This window comes from Paenibacillus sp. RS8 (assembly GCF_041956825.1).
Classification (GTDB): domain Bacteria; phylum Bacillota; class Bacilli; order Paenibacillales; family Paenibacillaceae; genus Paenibacillus_AQ.
The window spans coordinates 3,265,229-3,287,810 of record NZ_CP168131.1; the positions used below are offsets into that span (position 1 = coordinate 3,265,229).

Sequence of the window (22,582 nt, forward strand, 5' to 3'; positions counted from 1 at the left end):
TTTGTCACAAAAGGCGGTCTTTTGTCTTTTCTAGATAGATCACTCAAGACAACTCGTAAAGCTTTAATTGAATTTCTGTTAATTAGAAGTTTTTAGTAAGTTGAACACAATTGCTGCAAACTCTGCTCTAGTAATATCTTTTTCAGGCTTAAATGTACTGTCTGCGTATCCTGTAATAATATTATTGGATGCGAGTGCATCAATGGAATCATAATACCATGCAGCTTTTTTAACATCTTTGAATGACGTGCTTCCAGTACCTGTTAGCTTAAAGGCACGAGTGATTAGTGCCGCTAATTCACCACGGCTAATCTTTTCATTTGGACGGAAGCTTCCGTCACTATATCCGTTCATCAAGCCGGATCCGGCAGCTGCACCAATAAACTTATTGGCCCAATGCGTTGAAGGTACATCTGAAAAGTTACTTACTTGTCCTTCAAGTCCCATGTATGTTGCAATTACCTTAATAGCTTCGGCACGAGTCAAGCCTGAATTTGGACGGAATGTTCCATCGGAATAACCCGTCAATAATCCCTTAGCAATTAGTGCGTCAATGCTTGCTTTTGCCCAATGATTCATTGTATCTACAAAACTAACAACTTTCGGCTTATCTGCTGGTGTTATTGTTTCTGCAGGTGCCGTTGTTTCTGTAGGCGTTGTTACTGCTGGAGGTATACCTCCTCCAGTATTTGGATTGGTTGGTCCATTATCTGTGTTTGGATCAGGATTAGTAGAGTTTGAAACGTATTGAAGTGCTGGAGCGAATGTTGTAAGTAGTCTAGCTTGACTTTGTTGCTCAAGAGCGTAGCCCATGCCTAAAACTTTTGCATCGTCCCATGCTCTACCAACTAGTTGCATAGAGATAGAATATCCGCTGTCATTCGTTCCTACAGGAACAACTACCGTAGGGAGACCTACATTTGAGGTTAATACGCCCGTGTTACGGTCAGAACTTAATTGAGAAGCTGATGCGTCATTGTTATATACGTCACTAATAAAACCTGCATAAACAACAGCATCAACACCATTCGTGTCCATCCAGTTTTTAATAACTTCCTTATAGTCGGTTCTATACTTAATGTAATCTTGTACAGCTTGTTCAGTCATACGAGTTGGAGTACTATATCCTCTTTGATTATAGATAAGCACCTTATCTGAAGCTAGTACACTTGCTCCATCAATGTAAGGGAAGTCCTTATGAAGCTCAATATAACGTGCCCAACCTTCAGTAGATCCATTAATACCTGAAGGACGACTAGGGCCTGATGGTACAGCTGACATTTCAACCATTGTCGCCCCCGCTGCTTGAAGCTCTGAGAACTTATCCATCACTGCCACTCCAGTATCATCATCAGCATAAGCAGATACAAAGGATGCAGGAATATATCCGATTTTCTTTCCTTTCAATGCATTAGCATCCAGAGATTCCTTCCAATCCACTGGACGCTTATGATCTGCATCAGCAGTGACTGTGAAAATATCTTGTGGGTCCGTACCCGTTGTAGTATTCAATATAATGGCTAGGTCAGTTACTGTTTTAGCAATGGGTCCTGCATAATCTTGTCCCCAAGTGAGTGGAAGTACTCCTGTAGTACTTGCCATACCGTCTGTACCCCGGAAGCTTTTTAAGCTAGCGCCTGTAGTTGGTGCATAGAGAGATACCCCTGTTTGCGATCCCATTGCTGCTGCTGCAAAATCAGCTGCAACAGATACAGCAGACCCGCCGCTTGAGCCAAAAGATGTTTTTGATGGATAGAGTGCATTCCATGTTTGCTGCCAGCCGCTCTCACTAAAGCTTCCGCTGTTAGCAAACTCAGAAGTATTTACTTTACCAATAATTACAGCTCCAGCTTCCCGCAGCTTTTTCACTTGGAATGCATCGGAATCAGGCTGCCAGCCTTCAAGAGCTTTACTGCCACCTGTAGTAGGCATATCCTTTGTGTCATAAATATCTTTTATCGCAATTGGAATACCTAATAAATCACCTTTTACACCTTGTGCACGGGCATCGTCAGCAGCTTTTGCTTGGTTAAGCGCAGTTTCAGATACATGCAGGAATGCATGGAATCCCAATTGTCCCTCATCGAATACCTTAATTCTATCTAAATAGGCTTGAGTAATTTGTACAGAAGTAGTTTTACCATTAATCATATCCTTCTGCATTTCTGCAATTGATTTATTCTTAACATCATACGGCGATGAAGTTATTAATTCTTTGGACGCGGGAGCATTTGGAATATCCAGAGTATCACCAGTATCAAGACCCTCTATAGCAGATGTATCCCAGTTGCTAATTGAACGAATTTGTGCGTTTGATAATCCGGTTACGTCTAGCTGACTATTAAGTCCATCTAGTGTAGCAACTAGATTGTTCAATCCTTCTTCACCAGCTTCTCCAACTTGTACATAATGTACCAGGGACTTCGACTCACCCGGCCTAATATTTAATGTATTAATGAACCCGTAGAAATTCGCTTCATTTCCAGTCTCAGCTAAGGGTACTGTGAATGGATCCTGTTGCTGATTACCTAGACCTGATAATCCATTATCAAAAGGTTTTGGAGATCCCACTGCAACGCCTAGCGGCTTATTGTTTCTGGCACTGCTATCAACAACAATCCATGAATCATCAGTAGTTACCTTTAGATCTCCTGAGTAGGTTGCTTTAACCACTGAAGCATTTGTTGTTGTACCATATCCTAAAGAGCCACCGAATGATACATCAGCTTTTATAGGCACATCATTTTTATTAGTGAAAGTATCAAAGAATCTAGTTCGATTATGAATAGTATCCACATACACCTCACGTGTTACAGTTACATTTCCTAGATTTACAGATTGAGCCGAAGTAAACTTATTAACGCCATCGTATTTCAAGTCAAACCCACGCATCATTTGACCATTCATCAGTGGAGCTGAAGGCGAGGATACTTTAACAAAGATATTGCCGAAACCTTGTACTTGTGTAGCGCCAACTGTACGTAAGCTTCCTGTGTCTAAGCTAGGAGCAAAAACATCGTGAATCTCCCATACTGTGCCACTTTCTGAAGTAACTCTAGTTAAAGCGTCAGCTGTTTGGAACGGAATTACACTCGTAGCAATAACAGATAACACAATTGAAGTAGCTATAAATTGCTTTTTACTCCAATTTTTTTTTGCAGGTGAATATTCAGATCGGGTGGAACCAGAATGATCTCTTTTAGTTTCACGTAGACGTTTGAATTTATTCATGTGCGTAATCTCCTTTTCCATTATGTATTTTATTATTTAATGGTAGGAAATATAACACTAGTATTTGTTTCAGTCAATAAATATTATTAATTTAATATATTTTGAGATTAAAAAAAGAAAAAAAGACTCTTTTTATTGTTTTTGTGTAATATTGATGTTAATTATTATATTAAATATATAACGTTAAATGATATATTTTTGGAGGTGTTCATAGGACATAGAGCTTCATCATCCACTACATCATTAAAAAGCATGAATTTCACTAGATTTCTATGTGAATTTGACGAAATCAAATGATCAGTATTTATTTGGCAAGCCTACCGAACTCAAGAGCTGACAGATCTAGAGATGGATCCATCTACTCACAACCAACAAAACTTACGGAAGAACAGAGTCATTGGTTATCTGCGATGCAGGAGCAGCACGCCATCCTGCCCAAAATGAAATGCACTCCCGGTATAGAAAAAGAACAGCTAAAATTAACGGAGAATATAATTTTTTCATTTCATGAAAGTGGAAGATTTCTATGTAGGAACATGGCATAAAGTAGAATCACTGATGATTTCAGATGCAATAGTCCGCAAGATCAATAATAGGCATTTTGAAAAGAGTAAAGTATTTGCTGGGAAAGAAGCCATAAGAATAGCCAGGTAGTGTATCCGAAATAAGTGGGATGAAGAGCGTGCGCAGAGGGAGATTGCTAAGGAGTTGGGTATCTCACGGATAGAGAAGAGGGCGCTGATGAAGCTTTATCATTAGTTTTATAAGGCGAAGCGGTGAGATTTAGAGGATGATTTTGATATTAATAGAGATTCAGAATAGAGTGTTTTAAAAGCGACTTGCCAACAAGGGAGTTGCTTTTTTTGTTAAGTCAGTAAGTGGCACGATAGAGTGCTGGTAAAAAGGGACAAGACCGCAAGTACAGATTATTAGCTGTATAAGGGCACTGAGACGTGATGCAGATGGTTAATAAGTGTGGAACAACAGTAAATGAGTATAGCTATGATGAATGGGGGAACAACACTAGCCAGACGGAGGGGATAGAAGAGCCTGCTGGCTGCAATGCGCGAGGTAAAGAATGGAATCGGTCAAGCCGGCAGGGTGCTAATCGACTTGCGGGTACCAGAGCGCTAAACGGGCAAGGATACAAGCAAGTACACCAAGGCTGGTCATATCCCCGGTGCGATCCATTATTATTGGGAGGAGGGCTCTCCTAGCGGACCAAGAAATCATCGTTTATTGTGGTGCAGGTGTCACTGCTTGCCTCAATATATTGGCGCTAAAGGAAGCTGGTTTCAAGAACGTAAAGCAAGCTTTGGTTGGAATGGTGCGTAAACCGGCTCCTGCGAGTTAATTTTTACTACAGAATAATGATGTACCTCGACGGGGACTTTTGCCGAATTACAGCAAAAGCCCCTTCCGCCGTTTTGGCAGAAGGGGTCAGTTTAAAAAAATGCTGTCGCACCTGCGGGTTGAATTCCAGTTCAATGCTTCGCATGTCCTTCGCGATACTGAAATGAATTTGCTTGATGACGCTCTGGAAAAGAGCCTTTTGCGTCTCCGGGGAGAAGAGAGCAGCAGCGAGTGGGATTGGCCCAGCAACCGCTGCACCAGTTTCGACGGAATCGGGTCGGAAGTACATTCTATGAGCCTTTGCTCTAGATTGGTTTTACGCGCCTTGACAGAGTTTGAACTGCACACCCGACGTCCTCCGTAAGGCTTTAATGCGATGTATCGACCTTCTACCGTTGCATTTGTCCACCGACTTTGATGGTGATTTACGATGCCTATTGAATTCACTCCAAAGAACACCCTACAACCCATACCACCCATACCACCCATACCACCCATACCACCCATACCACCCATACAGTCTAAAGAATTACTTTCCCTAGCTTACACAAACTTCTTGACGCTACCTCACTTCAACCGCTCCAATTTAAAGGATGTACTTTGATCTCGTAGTCAACATTAATTTTCATATTTTCCCAATATTTCAACCATTGCTCTTCCGTTATTTGTTTAGAAAACGGCTTAAGCGAATGGGTTCCGACCTCTAAGGGATCTACTTTCCACCGTTGCATTCTTTTTAATAAATCTGACGTCTGTTCCTCAAGGTAGACCTCAACCTCATGAATTAAATGTTCCAATTGTTCCTGACTTTGAATATTCATTTCTCCCTGGTATTCTTCTATTCTTGCGTTCAATCTCACATGTAAAGACAAGGATGAATAATCCCGCGATAGTTTCACGCCAACATTGGATCGAATACGTCCTAAACTGATAGATAACTTTGGAATGGCCAAGACTTTTAGGAAATGATCGTTATCCAGAAGTTGGAAAATATTATCGTCCACGTCCTGAATGACCATTACTTCTTTATCGTTTTGGAAGATGGCTGTTCCTACGTAATTGAAATTGTTCTTATCCGAATGAAAAACCGGCAGGATGGGATCCTTAAAAGGGGAATATACCTTCTTCATAAATGTATGAATATTGACGATGCTCATTTCACCTTGATTATGCTCCTCGTAATGCTTTAACATCTGATAAAGAAAATAATCTTGGTTTTCTTGCTTCGTCAATTGATTTTTTATGTATTCATCAAAATCGCCTCTGATAATCAACAAATAGACACGCATTGAAATATCGGGATCAACCAGTATCGTATTGATCAGCTTTTCAATACCTCCTTTTTTTGCCAGCTCTTCATTAATTAATAACATTCGCAGCTGCCCCTGTTTCAATTCCCGATAATAAATTAAATTAAACTTCTGGTCTCCCTGCTTTAACAGGTTGACTTCCTTGGAGAGAAGACGTTTTTTTTCTTGGATGAGCGGTGGTACTAAAGTGCTGATTTTTAACTTTCCTTCCGTCCCCTTGTCAACCGACCAGAAAACTACCGGAGCAATCTCTTCGATCTTATTGTTCTCGACATATGGAGAAGAACAGCCGGCCATCCACATAAGGCTTACAATCGCCAATAAACCATAGTGCTTATATGGTACCATGCCTACATACGCTCCTTTCGTTTAACTGCAGTGAAAAGGATCGTAGGAATAAGTAAATAAATGCATGAGCTGATCCAGATTTGAATGTTCAGTAACATATTTTGACCCGGAACCGTTTGCCATAACCATTGATCCATTAAGATGATGCTTATCAAAATGACGAGCCAGCTCGACCAAAATCCAATCCGAGTCGTGCGTTCTTTCATTTTTCTCATAAAGATTCTTCCGGCTCCATAAAAACATAACAGAAGAATTGATATGTCAAACACATAATTAAACATATGGAAAGAGATAAGGATGTAATCGATTCGTTCTAAACCGCTCGTTTGAATGTAGCTTCCCATATATCCTATCGGAAAATCGATCTTGCGTAAGTAATACGAACCGTAAAATAATACCGAAGTAACGAACAATAATAAATATTCCATGATCGATAGCATGTTTCCAATGACCAGATATTTCGATATTTTTTTATTGGAGCTTAACCATGGAACCATAAAAACCAAATATACCGGACCGGAAAATGCCGACCAAATAAACAACAAACCTTGCCATGATTGTCCTGACCATTCGGTGGGTATGAGAGGATACAAATCGTGGTAATTTGCATCCGGTTGAAAGAAAAAAGGAATAAACATGACTGAGATCCAAGCCCCGCAAAGAAAGGCGATGACGACAAAACGCAATGTATTCTCCATTCCATGTGAAGCCACATATAAGCTGATCAAAAGAATGATTAAGATCAGCCATCTTTTATCCATAGATGGAAAAATAAAATTATGAAGCATTTCAACGTATCCCAGTGTGATGATTGAAATTTTTAATAATATTAGCAAAAATCCAAGTATTGCGAAAACTTGAACCGTCCTTTTCCCGAAAAGCTGTAAAAATCCTTGATAGCCTTTCGCTGCATAACTGGAAGTAAACCATTTGGACATCATCATCAAATTAAGGTGGGACAGTAGCCCCATTGCGACAATTCCCCAAACCATATACGGATGAACTAAATAAACCGGCATGATTAAAATAAAATTAAGCATTTGCATGCGATTGACTAAGAGAAGGAAATAGATACCGCCAAGGGTGGAAGTTCGATTATATAAGGATAAACTCTTCACTTCTTCATCTCCTGTCGCCATTTCCGTAGTGGTTTTAGATAGTTCGGACGCGTTTTCATCCAAATTAAAGGTCCGCGAATAAAGAGGTCATTCCAATCCTTTCCATAAAAAGGAGCGATCGGTGCTAAATAAGGTTGACCTAATGACGTTAACGCATGGAGATGTGCAAGAATCCCGATTAGCCCGATCACGATTCCCGGCAACCCAAGAAACGATGCAAGGATAAGAAGAAGAATTTGCAACAGCACCATGGATTTTGTCACTTGATAATTGGGAACTAAAAAGAAAGCAATAGCGGATATACCCATCAACACTATCAATACTTTACTTGCGAAGCCTGCTTCTACAGCAGCTTGTCCAATGACGATACCACCGATAACCCCTAACGTTTGACTGGTTTTGGTCGGCATTCGCAAACTTGCTTCTTTGATGATTTCCAGCGTTACGATCATGAAAAGTCCTTCCGTAAACGGAGTAAAGGGCAATTTGCCTCTCGATTCCAATAATACGAAAAGAATCGGCAGCGGAATCATTTGGTAATGAAATGTCGTTAACGCAACATAAAAAGGAATCATCGTCAAAGAAACAATAAAACTTCCGTACCGGATTAAACGTGAAAAACTGGCTACCGGCCAACGAAGGAAGTAGTCTTCCGGCGATTGGATTAGATGGAAAAAAGTAATGGGAGCAATTAAGGCAAACGGTGAATTGGAAACCAATAGCGTCAGCTTTCCCTCACCTAAGGCGTAGGCACAGGCATCCGGCCGATCCGTTTGTAGAAATTGCGGAAAGACCGTATGGTTATGATCTTCAATAAAAGCTGCAAGCTGAGAGGAGTCTAAAAATTGATCGAAATCCACACTTTCAATTTTCTTTCTTGCAAGGGAAACAAATTCTGGATTAGTTAATCCGTCTATGTACAGTAACACAACTTTTGTTTTACTCAGTGAACCGATAGTAAAGCTTTCCGTTTTTAATGTCGTTATAGGCAAACGTCTGCGCAACATTGTAATGTTTTTATCGATTTGTTCACTGAAGCTGTCTTTCGCTCCATATATAACCGTTTCCGTTTGAGAAGGTTCAACTGCCCGACCAAGAGGGTTTTCTAGTTGGACGCCTAACCACTGATCGTTGACTGAATCGTTTAGAAGAATAAATCCTTGCATTATTTTTTGCTCAGCATCTTCGAACGATAGAACTTCCGAAACTTTGGCATTGGTTATGCATGAAGAAAGCGAATTGCAAGCAGAACGATGAAGTGGTTGAATAATCGTCTCGTTTAAACGCTCTGGATCGATTAACGTTTTTATGTATAAAAGATGAACTGAGGCACTGGTACCTATTTTGTGCTCAATAATTTCGGCATCATCCATATGGTTTAATTTCTGTTTTAGTTCATCAAGCCATGTGGACATTTGATGAATTTTCATTTGGGGGTCGTATTGTTCCATTATAGTCTTCTTCTCCATCCTTAAAGTAATCAAAATATGTCGTATTATCTTGCTCAGCAATCGAAAAATTATACAACCGGCATGAACGAAAAACGCGACATGTTCATGAAAGCTGCGAGTACGTTTAAAGAGGTTCAATAATCCAACCATTTCTGCAGACTGAAGAAGACCCTGACACCACAGACGTGGAGTTCAGGGTCATTTTTATGCATCACTTGATTTTTGCTGTTAGAGTGATAAGGGGAACTTTATCATAAGTAGGGAGAAAACTTTTGGGTTTTACCACTTTTCGTTCTGTCGTCTATGCCACTGTTATGTCTACAGGTAATAGATGAACCTTGTGCAGATTAATTCCCATTCTGTGTATTCTTTTTGTTTATAATCAAAATTGCACTTGCGAATGTACCAATTAATAAGAAGATACCAATCAATAATGTTACATTTTGCATACCAGAATTAGGATATATTGCTACTTTATTTCATTATACTTATGGACATCTTCCGTACCACTATCCAAGGCGGTCTTGTAGTAGAAGCATTTGTGTTCTATGACTTCCATCGTTTTTTTCAATTCTTCCATCTGCGCTTCTACGGAAGCTTTCCGCTCCAGGAACATATCATATCTTTGCTGTAAGGTGGAATCCCCCTCAGAGCACCACTCAATGAAATGTTTTATCTCTTTAATTGGCATCCCGGATGACTTCAAGCATTCAATTACCTTTAAAGCGTCCATATCGGATTGTTTGAATATACGTTTACCGCCGGAGGTTCTTTCTATAGAAGGGAAAAGACCTTCCTTGTCATAGTAACGCAGGGTATGTGGTGTCATGTTAAAGGACTCTGCAATTTCACTTATGGAGTATGTCTTCATCATCTATCTCCCATCTCAAATATAATTTGTGCTTGACTTAGAGTTAACTTTAAGTAATAACATATGTTTTGTAAAGCTGACGTTTTAGATTTTATTATTAACCAGAAGAGAGGTTTCACTATGATAAAAGTTAATGCACGCGCTACATTCAGTCAGGAAGGTCCATTTAAGTTAACCACAATCGAACGCCGAGAACTGCAGCCGCACGATGTTCTTATTGAGATTAAATACGCTGGTATTTGCCACTCGGACATTCATACTGCCCGGGGGGAGTGGGGACCGGTCAACTATCCACTCGTTCCGGGACATGAGATCGCCGGAATTGTCAGCCAGATTGGTTCTGAAGTCACAAAGTACTCAGTGGGCGACCGGGTAGGGGTAGGTTGTATGGTTGACTCCTGTGGAGAGTGCAGTAATTGCCATAAAGGTGAGGAGCAGTATTGCCTGAGTGGAAATACGGGCACCTATGGAGCTATCGACCGGTACGGGCAGTATACGCAAGGCGGCTATTCCACCCATATCGTCGTAACCGAGGATTTTGTGGTTCGGATCCCTGACAGTATTCCGCTTGACGCCGCTGCACCGCTTCTGTGTGCAGGAATCACCACCTATTCACCACTGCGTCATTGGGGAGCCGCTCCTGGTAAAAAAGTAGCTGTGGTGGGTCTTGGCGGACTTGGACACATGGCTGTGAAGATCGCTCATGCCATGGGGGCTGAGGTTACTGTTTTATCACAGTCCCTGAAGAAGAAGGAAGACGGATTGCAATTAGGGGCGGATCATTATTATGCCACTAGCGATCCGGAGACATTTAAACAGCTTGCCGGTTCGTTCGATCTAATCGTAAATACTGTAAGCGCGCAGATTAATATCGATGCCTATCTTTCGCTCCTGGCGCTGGATGGTACATTAGTCAATGTCGGTGCGCCTGCTGATCCTTTAGCAGTAAACGTATTCTCGCTGATCGGCCACCGCCGCTCGTTTGCCGGATCGATGATTGGTGGAATTCGTGAAACGCAGGAAATGCTTGATTTCTGCGCTGAACATAATATTGCATCTGAAATCGAGGTCATTTCTGCTGACCGGATTGATGAAGCCTGGGAGCGTGTGCTTGCTTCAGATGTCCGTTACCGGTTCGTCATCGACATCAGCACGATGGGGAACGAATAAGAGACGTCCTCTTTGTTGACATCACATCATGCATTGGCTTGATTAATGCCATAAAGAGCTATCGTCCCGATAAAGGGAGTAGACTGGTCTTATGAAGTCTAACCAAAATAAAGAACCCAAGCGATTGAATTTCAATCGCTTGGGTTCTTTGAATTCATCAACTGATATTAGGTGTAGATTCTCTTATGATGAGTTTGGTATAAATATGAGAAACCTGATAGGGTTGCTTCGGATCATTAATTCGGGAGAGCAGCATTTCGGCCGCTTTGACACCCATCTCATTACTATAAATATGAACTGTAGTGAGATGGGGTTCTACAATGCTTGATTCAGGACCGTTATCAAAACCACTAATGACGATGTCGTTAGGAATGGAAAGCTTATTTTTAAGTGACTTCATAAAGGAAACCGCAATATAATCGTTAGCACACACGAAAGCAGAAGGCAGCTCATCGATTTGACTTAGTCTAGTATCTGCCCACTCCGGACTTGAGAAAAATAGTCGATCGTCATCGAGAATGCATTGCGAGAGATCAAGCTGAATCCCGGATTCTATCAGAGCGCGATTAAAGCCCACCCATCTTTCATTAAAACTCCTACAGTGATTATAATCCCCGATGAACCCCAGTGATGTGTAACCGCCATCAATTAACTTTTTAGTAAGTTGATAGGTACTATGTTCGTTCTCCATTAGAAGGACATCTGCTTGGAATTCAGGATAACAGACATGTGCAGAGCAGTCGATGAAAATAGTTGGAATACCTAGACTTGTAATTAGCTTAGTATATTCCGAATTGAATAGCTCAATGCAAATAATTCCGTCTACATTGGAGACATCAAAATTATTTGGTAGAGACAGGGACTCCTGATCAACGTCTCTTATAATGTGCATAGATAAATTATATCCTTCTGCACTGATTCTTTTTTCCATGCCACTGATCAGTTTCGATCCAAAATGGGAAGTGTTCGGTAAGTTTTCTGTTAATAAAGCAATGTTTCCAGAGTTTCTTGATAGAGTACTCTCGGTGTCCATAAAAGCAAACTGTTTATATTTTAACTCTATCGCTTTCTTTATTACTTTGTTTCTGGTTTCATCGGGTATACCGTTCGTTCCATTTAAAGCTTTGGAAGCTGTATTTCTGGAGATTCCTAAAGCGTCTGCGATGTCTTGTATAGTTACTTTTTCCCTGGCCATCTATGTAATTCACCTCTATATTCTTGTTCTTGATATCCGCCACAAATCGTGTACTATTTTCCATTATTCCAACTCTCTTTAATGTATATTAGTTTGCCTAAAATAGCAACATTATATTTACAAATGCACAATTTAGTTTACATTTTATTTGATATAAAGTGTGCAAAAAGATAGTGTTATTTTCATTATATTGAGAATTTGGTGAGATTAAAGGATGTAATCCTATTTAAATTGGCTGTATTTGTAATTATGTAAAATTATTAACGCCATTTATGAACAAAATAATTTGTCATATGCACATAAATATTTTTACAAAATGTATTGACGAACGATTAAGTGTTTGGTAAATTGTAAAAGCAGCAGGACATAAGTGAGATTGAAAGCCCTTACTGCATCAAGATGTAAACATTGATAAGAACGGAGGTAAAGGCATTGCATAACCCAATAGAAGCCGAACACGGAATAACGGTGACGCGACATAAGAGTTCCTTAATGGATTATTTAAAGAAGCACTACTTTCTTTATATTTTGCTCGCACCAGCTGTGATTCTGACCCTAATTTTTAAATACGGTCCTATGTATGGTGCGATTATCGCCTTTAAAGATTTCAGCCCAATCAAAGGTATTATGGGGAGTGAATGGGTAGGTTTGTACAACTTCGAGAAATTCCTTTCTTCCCCCAATTTCGAAGTGATCTTTATGAATACGCTTAAATTAAGTTTCTTCGGATTAATTCTGAGTTTTCCAATTCCGATTCTGCTTGCCTTGATGTTGAATCAAATTCGCCGTGCAGGCGTCAAAAAGAACATTCAATTGTTCTTGTATGCACCTAACTTTATTTCTGTTGTCGTTGTGGTCGGGATGTTGTTTATCTTCTTGTCCCCAACGGGACCGATTAACCAGTTTTTTACCTGGCTTACCGGTGAACCAATTATGTTTATGTCTCGTCCTGAGTACTTCCGTTCGATCTACATTTTATCCGATATTTGGACCGGAGCCGGTTGGGCATCCATTATTTATGTAGCAGCGCTTGCTAATGTCGATCCTGAGTTACATAATGCAGCCAATCTCGATGGCGCTAATCTTCTACAAAGAATACGCCATATCGATCTGCCAACCATTCGTCCAATTATGGCTATCGTATTTATCCTTGCAGCTGGTGGGATTATGTCAATTGGCTTCGAAAAAGCCTACCTCATGCAAACGGCGATGAACTTGCCAACCTCAGAAATCATTCCGACTTACGTTTATAAAATTGGTTTGCAGTCGGGCGATTATGCCTATTCAGCCGCAGTAGGATTGTTTAACTCTATCATCAACATCGTCTTGCTCCTCACAGTTAACTTCACCGTGAAGAAACTGAATGAGGGTGACGGTCTTTACTAAGAAAGGAGCAACAAGCTATGCCTATTAAACATTCCGGATTAGATCGCTTTATCGTCGTGCTGAACGCGATCTTCCTGACACTGGCTGTACTTATCATCGTACTTCCTTTGATTTATGTAGTGATTGCTTCTTTTATGGATCCATCTGTGCTGCTCAGTAAAGGATTATCATTCAATCTTTCGGACTGGTCATTAGAAGGGTATAAAAAAATTCTTTCTAATCCGGCCATGATCCGAGGTTTTGGAAACTCTGTTTTATACTCTGTTTCATTTGCTATGATTACCGTTCTCGTCTCAATCTGTGCCGGTTACGCACTGTCCGATGACAGGCTCAAAGGAAAAGGGTTTTTCATGACCTTGTTTATTATCACCATGTTCTTTGGGGGTGGACTCATACCTACATATCTACTCGTTAAGAACCTTGGTCTGCTTGATACAGTATGGGCGGTGATCATTCCAGGGGCGGTCAATGTTTGGAATATCATCCTCTCTAGAACTTTCTTCAAAGGAGTTCCGAATGAAATGAAGGAAGCCGCTAATGTAGACGGAGCTTCGGAGATGCGGATTTTCTTCAGTGTCGTATTACCGCTCTCCAAACCGATTGTTTTTGTGCTCGCTCTTTATGCCTTTGTTGGCCAGTGGAATTCCTACTTTGACGCTATGATCTATTTAGATAATCCGAATCTTCATCCACTGCAGCTCGTGTTGCGTTCCATCTTGATCCAGAATCAGGTAGATCCGGGCATGATCAGCGACCAACTCGCCATGGCGGAAATGAAGCGATTGTCTGAAATCATCAAGTATGCTGCCATTGTTGTTTCCAGTTTGCCACTCATTGTTATGTATCCGTTCTTCCAGAAGTACTTTGAAAAAGGTGTTATGGTCGGTTCCCTTAAGTAGGAAACAGGCTGCACATAGATAAAGATTAATTCATTCATATCTAATTTGGAGGTCATACCCTATGAAAAGAATTGTGAAATCAAGAGTTTCGACGAAAGCGGCTTCTGCCACTGTACTTGCTTCTTTTATGTTCCTTACTGCATGCGGTGGTGGAGGAGGGGGGAGTGCAGCTAGTAAAGAACAGGATGCCAGCGGTAAAGTAACTTTGAACTTTATTACGCAAAGCTCTCCGCTTGCCCCAACTGATCCAAATGAAAAACTGATTAATAAACGTCTTGAAGAAAAGACGAATGTTCATATTAATTGGAAGAATTTCACGAAAGACGTATTTGTTGAAAAAAGAAACTTGGCTGTGGCAAGTGGTGATCTTCCTGATGCTATTTTTAATGCGGACTACAGTGACTATGAGCTGCTCAAACTTGCTAAAGATGGTGCCATCGTCCCGCTGAATGATCTCATCGAGAATAATATGCCAAATTTCAAAAAGGTGCTGGAAGAAGCACCGGAATATAAGTCTATGATTACGGCACCAGATGGCAATATTTATGCGTTTCCATGGATTGAAGAGCTGGGTAGCGGTAAAGAAAGAATCCAAGCGGTAGATAGTATGCCTTGGATCAATGTGGAATGGCTTAAGAAGCTTGGCCTTGATATGCCTAAAACAACAGAAGAATTAAAGGAAGTATTAATTGCATTCAAGACAAAAGATCCAAATGGCAACGGTAAGGCTGACGAAATTCCATTGTCCTTTATTAACAAGCCGGGAGCAGAAGATCTGGCATTCCTATTTGCTTCGTTTGGAATGGGTGAGAACCCTGACCATGCGGTTGTGAGCAATGATGGGAAAGTGATATTTACGGCGGCACAAGAAGACTACAAGGAAGCAGTTTCTTTTATTAACGAGTTGTATAAAGAAGGACTCATTGATATTGAAGCCTACACACAAGACTGGAGTACTTACCTTGCAAAAGGAAAGGATCAGAAATACGGACTTTACTTCTCATGGGATAAGGCAAACATCACCGGAGATAATGACAGCTACGAAGTTATGCCTCCACTTGCTGGACCTGATGGAGAAGTTAACGTAACAAGAACGAACGCGCTTGGTTTGGGAAGAGGGAAGATGGTTGTCACAAGCGCCAATAAGAACTTGGAAACGACAGCGAAGTGGGTTGATCAACTCTTCGATCCGATTCAATCTGTTCAGAACAACTGGGGGACGTATGGAGATGATAAGCAGCAGAATATTTTCGAATTTGATAAAGAAAAAGGAATGCTGAAACATTTGCCATTGGAGGGTGCAGCTCCTGTAGAACTACGTGAGAAAACAAGTGTGGGTGGACCCTTAGCTATCCTTGATTCCTATTATGGAAAATACACAACCATGCCGGATGATGCCAAAAGCAGAATGGATATTATCAAGAATATCATGGCGCCAAATATGAAAGCAGAAAACGTAATGCCAAGTGTATTCCACTCTATTCAAGAGCTTGATCGCCTTACGACAATTGAAACGGATCTTTTTGCCTACGTGCTTAGAATGCGCACGGAATGGTACCAAAACGGTAAAGTCGAAGCGCAATGGGATGAATACCTGAAAGAATTGGATCGTCTGGGCTTGCAAGAATGGCTTCAAATTAAACAAGGCGGATATGATAGAGCAACCCAATAACAAACTATAAATAATGTGCGGTGAAGGCCGTGTTCGGGAGTAAAGGAGAAAACAATAATGTCTACGATTGCGAAACAAAATTACCGAGGTGTGTACCATTTTTCCCCTAAGGAAAAGTGGATGAATGATCCAAACGGAATGGTCTATTTTGAGGGTGAATATCATTTGTTCTTTCAGCACCATCCGGGTGGAATGACCATGGGAGCTATGCACTGGGGCCATGCGGTCAGCAAGGATCTTGTTACATGGGAGGAGCTGCCTATCGCTCTCGCTCCAGATGAATTAGGGATGATTTTTTCCGGCAGTGCTGTAGTTGACTGGAATAATACGACTGGATTTTTTGAAGGTAAACCTGGTCTGGTAGCGATCTTTACACACCATTTGGATATGCCAGAAGGCAAGCCAGCCATTCAGCGTCAAAGCTTGGCCTACAGTAAAGATAACGGAAGAACCTGGACGAAATATGATGGAAACCCGGTACTTGAACATGATACATTTATTGATTTCCGTGACCCGAAAGTATTTTGGAATAAAGATACGAATAAATGGGTGATGATTGTAGCTTGTGGTCAAACGGTGTGTCTATATCATTCTCCTGATCTGATTAATTGGACATTTGCCAGTGAATTCGGAGAAGGAATCGGTTCTCATGACGGGGTATGGGAATGCCCAGACTTGTTCCCGCTGGCCATTGATGGCGATCATTCGAACACGAAATGGGTGATGCTCGTGAGCATCGGTGCGGATCCCGCTTTTGTAGAAGGATCAAGAACGCAGTATTTCACAGGCCATTTTGATGGAGAAGTGTTCACGCCAGATGAAGATTCGCTAAAAGTTCGCTGGATTGATTATGGAAGAGATAATTACGCAGGTGTAAGCTGGTCTGATATACCGGCTGAAGATGGAAGAAGACTATTTATCGGCTGGATGAGCAACTGGATGTATGCTAACAAGACGCCAGCAGAAGAATTCCGTGGCGCGATGACAATTGCAAGAGAACTTCAGCTCGAATCAAGACAAGGGGGAACCCTTCTTGTGCAGAAGCCGGTACAAGAGTTGGAATCAGCTCGTGTACAAGTCCTTTCTATAAAAGATGCAACCGTGCAAGAAATCAATACTCTTCTTAAAGAGATTCACTTGGAATCTTATGAGATTATGGCTGAGTTCACTCGGGGTAAATCTGTAGGTTTCAAAGTAAGAATTGGTGCGGATGAACAAACAGTGATCGGTATTAACGGTGAGACAGAGGAGCTTTATGTAGATCGGATGGCTTCAGGTCAGCATGATTTCCACGAATATTTCGCAGGACATCATTCAGCCAAACTCGAAGCACTTGGTGAATCAAATGATCTCCGCATTTATGTGGATCACACTTCCGTTGAGGTGTTCAGTAATGGAGGTCAGGCAGTGATCACGGATCTTATATTCCCTGGACTAGAATCTAAAGGTATTGCTGTGTTTGCAGATAATGAGAATGACTTGCTGATTTCCCTGGATATCTATGAGCTTACTCTCTCTGCTAAGCAAGACAAGAATTAGTCACCGAGAGGAGTCTTGTATATGCGTATTGGAGCGATTGAAGCTGGCGGGACAAAGTTTATATGTGGCATCGGGAATGAAAACGGGGTAGTTGAAGATCAGATTAGTTTCCCAACAGAACATCCTGAGTTGACGTTGCCCAAAGTTATTCAATATTTTCAAGACAAACCAGTAGAAGCTATCGGAATTGGATCGTTCGGTCCAATCGATATACGCCCAGATAGCCCGACGTATGGTTACGTTACAACAACACCAAAACCAGGTTGGGGAAATTACGATATGCTGGGTACTTTGAAAAGTAACTTTTCGGTTCCCTTTGGATGGGACACGGATGTCAATGCAGCAGCATTTGGTGAAGCCAAATGGGGCGCTGCCCAAGGGTTATCCAGTTGTTTGTACTATACAATTGGCACGGGTGTTGGTGTGGGAGTGTATTCAGAAGGTAAACTCATTCATGGTCTTGTGCATCCCGAAGGGGGTCATGTTCTTACGAGACGCCATCCTGGCGATGTATTCCCGGGGGGATGCCCCTATCATGGGGACTGCCTAGAAGGGATGGCGGCAGGTCCTGCTATTGAAGCAAGGTGGGGGAAGAAGGGACATGAACTTCCTATGGATCATATGGCATGGGAAATGGAAGCATTTTATATTGCGCAGTCGATTACGGGTGCTATATTGCTTAACTCACCTCAGAAAATCATTCTGGGTGGCGGTGTTATGCAGCAGTCACAATTGTTTCCATTGATCCGTCAGGCTGTGCTTCAGAATCTGAACGGCTATGTCAGCTCAAGTACTATTTTGGAACACATCGATGAGTATATCGTTCCACCAGGTCTAGGCCAACAAGCGGGATTATGCGGTGCTTTGGCTCTTGGACTCACAGCACTGGAAAGTCAGATTTCTGCTCAATTGTAAAAGAATATAGAGAGGAGGTCAGTGCAGTAATGAATTGGCCTCCTTCTTGTTTTTCAATATTAATGATAGAAAATGAGGGCAAAGAAGATGAAAAATAAAGGAAAAGTCGCATTAGGCTTTCTTATAGCAACAGGGCTTGTTATGACTTCAGCAGGCATTTATGTAGCAAATCCCGGCACTGGGTGGGCTGCGCTCGCTGAACAGGAGGTAAGCAAACGAGCTAAGGAGGGACTTTCTATTTTTGAAAGCGTAACCAATGCCAATATGAATTTGACAGGTTGGCAAATAAAAGGAAAAGGGAAGTTGGCAGATACGGTTGAAGGGATGTTACTGACTTCCGATCCAAAAGAAAATGTAATGGCAATCTCCGAAACGGTGTCAGAGGATTTTATCTATGAAGCTGATGTCATGATCAAGGATATGAAAGCTGACGCGACCTTATTGTTCCGTTCTAATGAAGATGGCTGGGGTTCCTATATGCTCCAAATCGTACCGAATGCAGGTATGATTCGCTTACGAGATGCAAGGGATGGTGAAGGCAAATTAAAAGAAGAGCGGAAGGTTACTGTGAGGGAAGGAGAGATCTATCATCTCAAAGTGAAAGCACAGGGTTCATCGCTGAAAGTGTATTGGGACAATGCATATAAACCTGTGATTGAGGTTCAGGATTATGCGTATCGTACTGGTAAGCTAGGACTCAATGTATGGGATGGTTCTGTTTTGTTCCAAAACATTATCGTGAGTGATCTGAGAGGAAATCTTGGCGCCATGGTTACAAATAAAGGACAATGGGAGCCTAATATCAGCGGCAAAAAAGGAACGGCAATAAACCAAAGTAAGTCACAGCAAGTGTATAACAAACAAGCTGCTGATTTTGTATATGAAGGAAATATATCTCTTCATCCTGATTCTGTTGCATCGCTCGCCTTTCGTTCATCCGCTGATGGATCAAAGGGATATGAAGCTACCCTTATAAAGGAAGGAAATCAGGTTCGTGTAAGTTTGACGAAAGCTAATGGAACAACCATTGCAAGTTCGCAGCATACCTATCCAAGTCAGACGGGAGCAAAACATCACGTAGAGATAAAGGCAAATGGAAACAGAATTCAGGTCTTCCTAGACGGATACACCCCGGCTGCAATCGATCTAACAGATAAAACCTACACCGATGGATATGCAGGAATCGTCGTTAAACAGGGAACGGCTTACTTCCAGGATACCTATGTGACGGAGGCTAGCAGTTATTATAATGAAAAATATCGTCCTCAATATCACTATACGCCAATTCGTGGTTCTGCCAGTGATCCGAATGGACTGGTCTACTTCGAAGGAGAATATCATCTATTCCATCAGGACGGAGGCACATGGGCACATTCCGTCAGCAAAGATATGCTGAACTGGAAGCGGCTTCCGATTGCGCTACCGTGGAATGATCATGGGCATGTCTGGTCTGGATCGGCTGTGGCAGATTTGACGAATGCATCAGGTTTGTTCGGGGATTCAGGAGGTAAGGGGCTAATTGCCTACTACACTTCCTTTAATCCCGATGGCCCGAATGGGAATCAGCGTATCGGCCTTGCATACAGCAAGGACCAAGGCCGTACTTGGGAATATTCCAAGGAACGTCCAATTGTTATCGGAAATCCCGGCGATAATGGAGATGAGCCTGGAGGTTGGGATTTCCGTGATCCGAAAGTGATTCGTGATAACGACAATAGCAGGTGGGTAATGGTTGTATCCGGTGGAGATCATATTCGTTTCTTTACTTCAACGAATCTACTTGATTGGACTCTGACAGATAGTTGGGGATACGGGGACTATGTTCGCGGCGGTGTATGGGAATGTCCAGATTTGCTTCAGCTTTCGGTAGACGGAACATCACAGAAGAAGTGGGTCCTGATGATTAGTACAGGAGCGAATTCAAAAACAGGCGGATCAGATGCTGAATATTTTGTGGGTCATTTAACAGCGGAAGGTAAATTCGTTAATGATAATCCGGCAGGGAAAGTATTGCGAACTGATTTTGGAAAAGAATTCTACGCATCAATGTCTTTTTCTAACATGCCGGATCATCGCAGCGTAATGATGGCGTGGATGACAAACTGGGACTATCCGTTTGCTTTCCCAACGACCCATTGGAAGGGCGTACTGTCAATCCCAAGAGAAGTCTCATTAGTGACGACAAAAGATGGGATTCAGCTCGCTCAAAGTCCGATCAAGGAGTTGGAATTGCTGCGTAGTCAGCTGTATTCTACTGTTAACAAAGAGGTGAGTCCTTCTTCTCAGAATCTATTGAAAGGGGTTACCTCTGGTGCATACGAGATTGAAGCTGAAGTAGAAATTCCTGCAGGCAGTCAGGTAAGTGAATTTGGTTTTAACGTTCGTGTAGGTGGAAGTCAGAAAACGGTAGTTGGATATAAACCTAGTGAGAGTCAGATTTTCGTGGATCGGTCTGCATCTGGTTTGACGGATTTTTCGAGTTTATTTAGTACAAGACATGAAGTGCCAATGCAAACGGAGAATAAGCGTGTTAAGATGCGTATCCTTGTAGACGAGTCTTCTGTTGAGGTTTTTGGCAACAACGGTAAAGTCGTTTTCTCTGATGTCATTTTTCCGGATCCAGCCAGCAGAGCTTTGAGCTTTTACACCAATGGAGGCAACGTAAAGGTCGTATCTCTGAAGGTGAATCGGTTAGGCTCTGTATGGAATCAGGAGTCCAATTCCGCTACCAAGATAATGATGGATACAAATGATCGTGAACTGAGCAAGGGGCAAAGCGACACACTCTTTGCAATGGTAGAGAATGGAACAGGCAATGGTACACAGCCGCTGAAATGGAATTCCAGTAACAAAGATGTAGTTGAACTAAACATGGCAGATAACTTACAGGCAACCATTCTAGGCAAAAAAGAAGGCGAGTCTATCATTACTGTTTCTACTCCAAATGGGAAGACATCAGCCAGCGTATTAGTTAAGGTATCTGGCGGTGAATTCCATACGAACTTAAGTGGGTGGATTAAAGATCTATCAGCAGCCTCCTGGGTCATTAGTGAAAATGGAATTCGTGGAAATTACTTTAGTGACGCGAATTATATCGCAGAGAAGCAGGTAGGGAACTTTACTTATGAAGCAGAGATGATGTTAGGAAAATCCGGGGGAGCAGGCTCTGTGTTGTTCCGTGCCAGCGAAGATGGACGCAGCGGATACTACTTAAATCTAGATCCGAATATGAAGTCCATTCGACTGTTTTATAAAATTGACGGCCGTTTTGAAGAGCGTCAAGTTCTGGCGAAAGTTCCGACGTTCATTCAGCCGGGTCGAACCTATAAAGTGAAAATCGAAGCAAATGGCCCACATATTGTGGTATATATGGACGGACAGAAAGTGATCGACCTGCAGGATGGCACATTTGCAGAAGGACGCTTTGGACTACATGTATTTGGCGGATCGGTTTCATATCAAAACGTTAACGTGAGCGGAGAAGCACCTGCCAATCTGACCACATCCAGTCTAGTAAATGCAGAACTACAGAAATCTCTCTATACAGCAAATCTTGTAAATGGTGAAGCTGTTGCTCTGAAGGATGCGAATGATTCTACGGATCAGAAGTGGGTATTCGTGCCGACGGGGGACGATTTAGGATCCTATTCCATTCGTACAACGGCCGGTCAGGCCCTTGATCTGGACACAGGGCAAAATAAAATTCAGTTGTACCATTATCTCGGATATAACAATCAGCGTTGGATTCTTCAAAAGAATGATGATGGTACCATAAGTATTATTTCTGCTCATCATAAAAAAGCGCTGGAAGTATCAGCGGATGGAACGAGACTGTCTCTAAGTGAGCTAGATCCTACCCTTGATCGACAAAAATGGGTAATTACGAATTAACATGAGTATGATAGAAGTAATGGAAGAGCTGTTAAGATTGGCGGCTCTTCTTTTTTATAGCCGAAGCAGCCCAGACAGATGTGAGTTCATGCAGCAGAAAGCCGATCTATTCCAGAGCCAAGAGGTTGTCTCCAGTATGAAACGTATAGATTTCAACCTAGAGAATCAGTGTGGTAAAAATTAACTACCTCAATGCTATTTCATACACGGGTATGATAGTATATTGGTGAATA

The 22,582-nt window shown here is 41.7% G+C and carries 16 protein-coding genes and 1 pseudogene; 10 read left to right on the forward strand and 7 right to left on the reverse strand.

The window, feature by feature from the left end; genetic code table 11:
- Positions 1-78 precede the first annotated feature (78 nt).
- Positions 79-3,231 (reverse strand): amidase family protein, encoded by a 3,153-nt coding sequence (locus ACDZ28_RS16050; protein ID WP_375105180.1) that lies wholly within the window; start codon positions 3,229-3,231, stop codon positions 79-81.
- Positions 3,232-3,906: 675 nt separating this feature from the next.
- Here ACDZ28_RS16050 and ACDZ28_RS16055 point away from each other — a divergent pair.
- Both ACDZ28_RS16055 and ACDZ28_RS16060 read left to right on the forward strand, forming a co-directional pair.
- A pseudogene (locus ACDZ28_RS16055) lies at positions 3,907-3,990 on the forward strand (RNA polymerase subunit sigma-70); the annotation flags it as partial.
- Between the two features lie 194 nt (positions 3,991-4,184).
- Positions 4,185-4,448, forward strand: a complete 264-nt coding sequence (locus ACDZ28_RS16060; protein WP_156114744.1) for a hypothetical protein — start codon at positions 4,185-4,187, stop codon at positions 4,446-4,448.
- A gap of 143 nt (positions 4,449-4,591) precedes the next feature.
- Here ACDZ28_RS16060 and ACDZ28_RS16065 read toward each other — a convergent pair whose 3' ends face one another.
- The 5 genes from ACDZ28_RS16065 to ACDZ28_RS16085 all read right to left on the reverse strand — a co-directional run bounded on the left by ACDZ28_RS16065 (position 4,592) and on the right by ACDZ28_RS16085 (position 9,682).
- Complete coding sequence (locus ACDZ28_RS16065) at positions 4,592-4,873, reverse strand: hypothetical protein (protein ID WP_042125271.1); 282 nt, start codon at positions 4,871-4,873, stop codon at positions 4,592-4,594.
- Between the two features lie 283 nt (positions 4,874-5,156).
- Complete coding sequence (locus ACDZ28_RS16070) at positions 5,157-6,242, reverse strand: Ger(x)C family spore germination C-terminal domain-containing protein (protein ID WP_375105181.1); 1,086 nt, start codon at positions 6,240-6,242, stop codon at positions 5,157-5,159.
- Positions 6,243-6,244: 2 nt separating this feature from the next.
- A complete protein-coding gene (locus ACDZ28_RS16075; protein WP_375105182.1) occupies positions 6,245-7,381 on the reverse strand; it encodes a GerAB/ArcD/ProY family transporter in 1,137 nt (378 codons plus the stop codon).
- Complete coding sequence (locus ACDZ28_RS16080; protein ID WP_375105183.1) at positions 7,357-8,790, reverse strand: spore germination protein; 1,434 nt, start codon at positions 8,788-8,790, stop codon at positions 7,357-7,359. The genes ACDZ28_RS16075 and ACDZ28_RS16080 overlap by 25 nt, the downstream gene beginning before the upstream one ends.
- A gap of 490 nt (positions 8,791-9,280) precedes the next feature.
- A complete protein-coding gene (locus ACDZ28_RS16085) occupies positions 9,281-9,682 on the reverse strand; it encodes a MerR family transcriptional regulator (RefSeq protein ID WP_375105365.1) in 402 nt (133 codons plus the stop codon).
- Between the two features lie 120 nt (positions 9,683-9,802).
- On the opposite strand from ACDZ28_RS16085, the gene ACDZ28_RS16090 reads away from it, so the two are divergent.
- On the forward strand, positions 9,803-10,852 hold the full coding sequence (locus ACDZ28_RS16090; protein WP_340968051.1) for an NAD(P)-dependent alcohol dehydrogenase: 1,050 nt from the start codon (positions 9,803-9,805) through the stop codon (positions 10,850-10,852).
- A 157-nt stretch (positions 10,853-11,009) separates the two neighbouring features.
- Here ACDZ28_RS16090 and ACDZ28_RS16095 read toward each other — a convergent pair whose 3' ends face one another.
- A complete protein-coding gene (locus tag ACDZ28_RS16095) occupies positions 11,010-12,047 on the reverse strand; it encodes a LacI family DNA-binding transcriptional regulator (protein WP_339289798.1) in 1,038 nt (345 codons plus the stop codon).
- A 492-nt stretch (positions 12,048-12,539) separates the two neighbouring features.
- Here ACDZ28_RS16095 and ACDZ28_RS16100 point away from each other — a divergent pair, with 492 nt between their 5' ends.
- The 7 genes from ACDZ28_RS16100 to ACDZ28_RS16130 all read left to right on the forward strand — a co-directional run bounded on the left by ACDZ28_RS16100 (position 12,540) and on the right by ACDZ28_RS16130 (position 22,533).
- Positions 12,540-13,433 carry a sugar ABC transporter permease gene (locus ACDZ28_RS16100; RefSeq protein WP_081389848.1) on the forward strand — a complete coding sequence of 298 codons (894 nt, stop codon included), beginning with the start codon at positions 12,540-12,542 and terminating at the stop codon, positions 13,431-13,433.
- Positions 13,434-13,450: 17 nt separating this feature from the next.
- Complete coding sequence (locus ACDZ28_RS16105; protein WP_042125286.1) at positions 13,451-14,332, forward strand: carbohydrate ABC transporter permease; 882 nt, start codon at positions 13,451-13,453, stop codon at positions 14,330-14,332.
- 61 nt (positions 14,333-14,393) lie between these two features.
- Entirely contained in the window at positions 14,394-16,004 is a 1,611-nt protein-coding gene (locus tag ACDZ28_RS16110; RefSeq protein WP_375105184.1) for an ABC transporter substrate-binding protein, read from the forward strand.
- A gap of 57 nt (positions 16,005-16,061) precedes the next feature.
- Positions 16,062-17,543: a glycoside hydrolase family 32 protein gene (locus ACDZ28_RS16115; RefSeq protein WP_375105185.1), complete on the forward strand. Its 1,482-nt coding sequence runs from the start codon at positions 16,062-16,064 to the stop codon at positions 17,541-17,543.
- Between the two features lie 21 nt (positions 17,544-17,564).
- The gene (locus ACDZ28_RS16120) at positions 17,565-18,458 is read left to right on the forward strand and encodes an ROK family protein (protein ID WP_375105186.1); all 894 of its coding nucleotides are present in this window, start codon (positions 17,565-17,567) and stop codon (positions 18,456-18,458) included.
- 87 nt (positions 18,459-18,545) lie between these two features.
- The gene (locus ACDZ28_RS16125) at positions 18,546-22,349 is read left to right on the forward strand and encodes a GH32 C-terminal domain-containing protein (protein WP_375105187.1); all 3,804 of its coding nucleotides are present in this window, start codon (positions 18,546-18,548) and stop codon (positions 22,347-22,349) included.
- A 1-nt stretch (position 22,350) separates the two neighbouring features.
- Positions 22,351-22,533, forward strand: coding sequence for a hypothetical protein (locus tag ACDZ28_RS16130; RefSeq protein ID WP_042125295.1), 183 nt, complete (start codon positions 22,351-22,353; stop codon positions 22,531-22,533).
- The last annotated feature ends 49 nt before the right edge of the window (positions 22,534-22,582 follow it).